Annotated in this window: 1 protein-coding gene; it reads left to right on the top strand. The window is 41.9% G+C overall.

Translation table 11 applies throughout. The features are described from left to right. Window positions 1-665: DUF2515 family protein (locus HMPREF2700_RS11820; protein ID WP_210389883.1), on the top strand; the 665-nt coding region annotated here is incomplete at its 5' end. Window positions 666-767: the final 102 nt, after the last annotated feature.

Raw genomic sequence — 767 nt, 5'->3', positions numbered from 1 at the left:
GTAATTATGTTGCTCCTGTAAAAAAAGCCCTCAACGCTTTGCCTTGGGCGTCCACAGCTCTGCCTGGTGTAAAGGGTTTTAAATTGACCGATGAAATACAGGAAGCTTTCAAATTTTTATCTGACATAGAAAAATTAAAGCCATACAGTAAAAAAGCTTTAGGTTTTCAAATCACACACCTTAAGCTGATTGCAGTACAAGAACAGAAGAATATCCTACAAAGCATATGTTGGAATCATCCATGGATGCGCGCGGGTGCGGAGGTGCAACGGCAGGTGGATATGCCCAAAACCTTTATCCGCTTCCACAGCAGCTATGAGGAAGAACCGTATGCCGTCTATCTTCGAAGGTTGAAAGAATCCGGTGGTAGTCATGCGATTGAATCTTACAAACGGAACGGTATACTGCTGCCGCAGGCGGAAAGGGTCAAATACAGGTTGAAGGAAGACCCATTTTCCTATTCACCATACAATATGAAAGCAGAGGAATATGATAGTAGGATGAAATGGATTTTAGACGTAGCAGATAAATATCATAGATTAATGAGTACAGATCCTGGCAGAGCGTACATAGAGAAACATTTACGTATTATCGCTACTTGGGCAAATAGTACCAAGAAAGAAAAAACCGATGGCTATTCGAACGACCCCAAAGGCAATCAGTAAACGTGTTGTGGCAGCTTTGCTGGCCACTATCCTAATTGCACTAATTTCATTAACCGTTCATGCTTTAAACAAGGAGAAAATCATGCCGCAGGAAGTCACTTT

Origin of the sequence: Neisseria sp. HMSC068C04 (genome assembly GCF_001810105.1) — a bacterium.
GTDB lineage: Bacteria > Pseudomonadota > Gammaproteobacteria > Burkholderiales > Neisseriaceae > Neisseria > Neisseria flavescens_B.
This window is presented reverse-complemented; position numbering and strand designations above follow the sequence as displayed.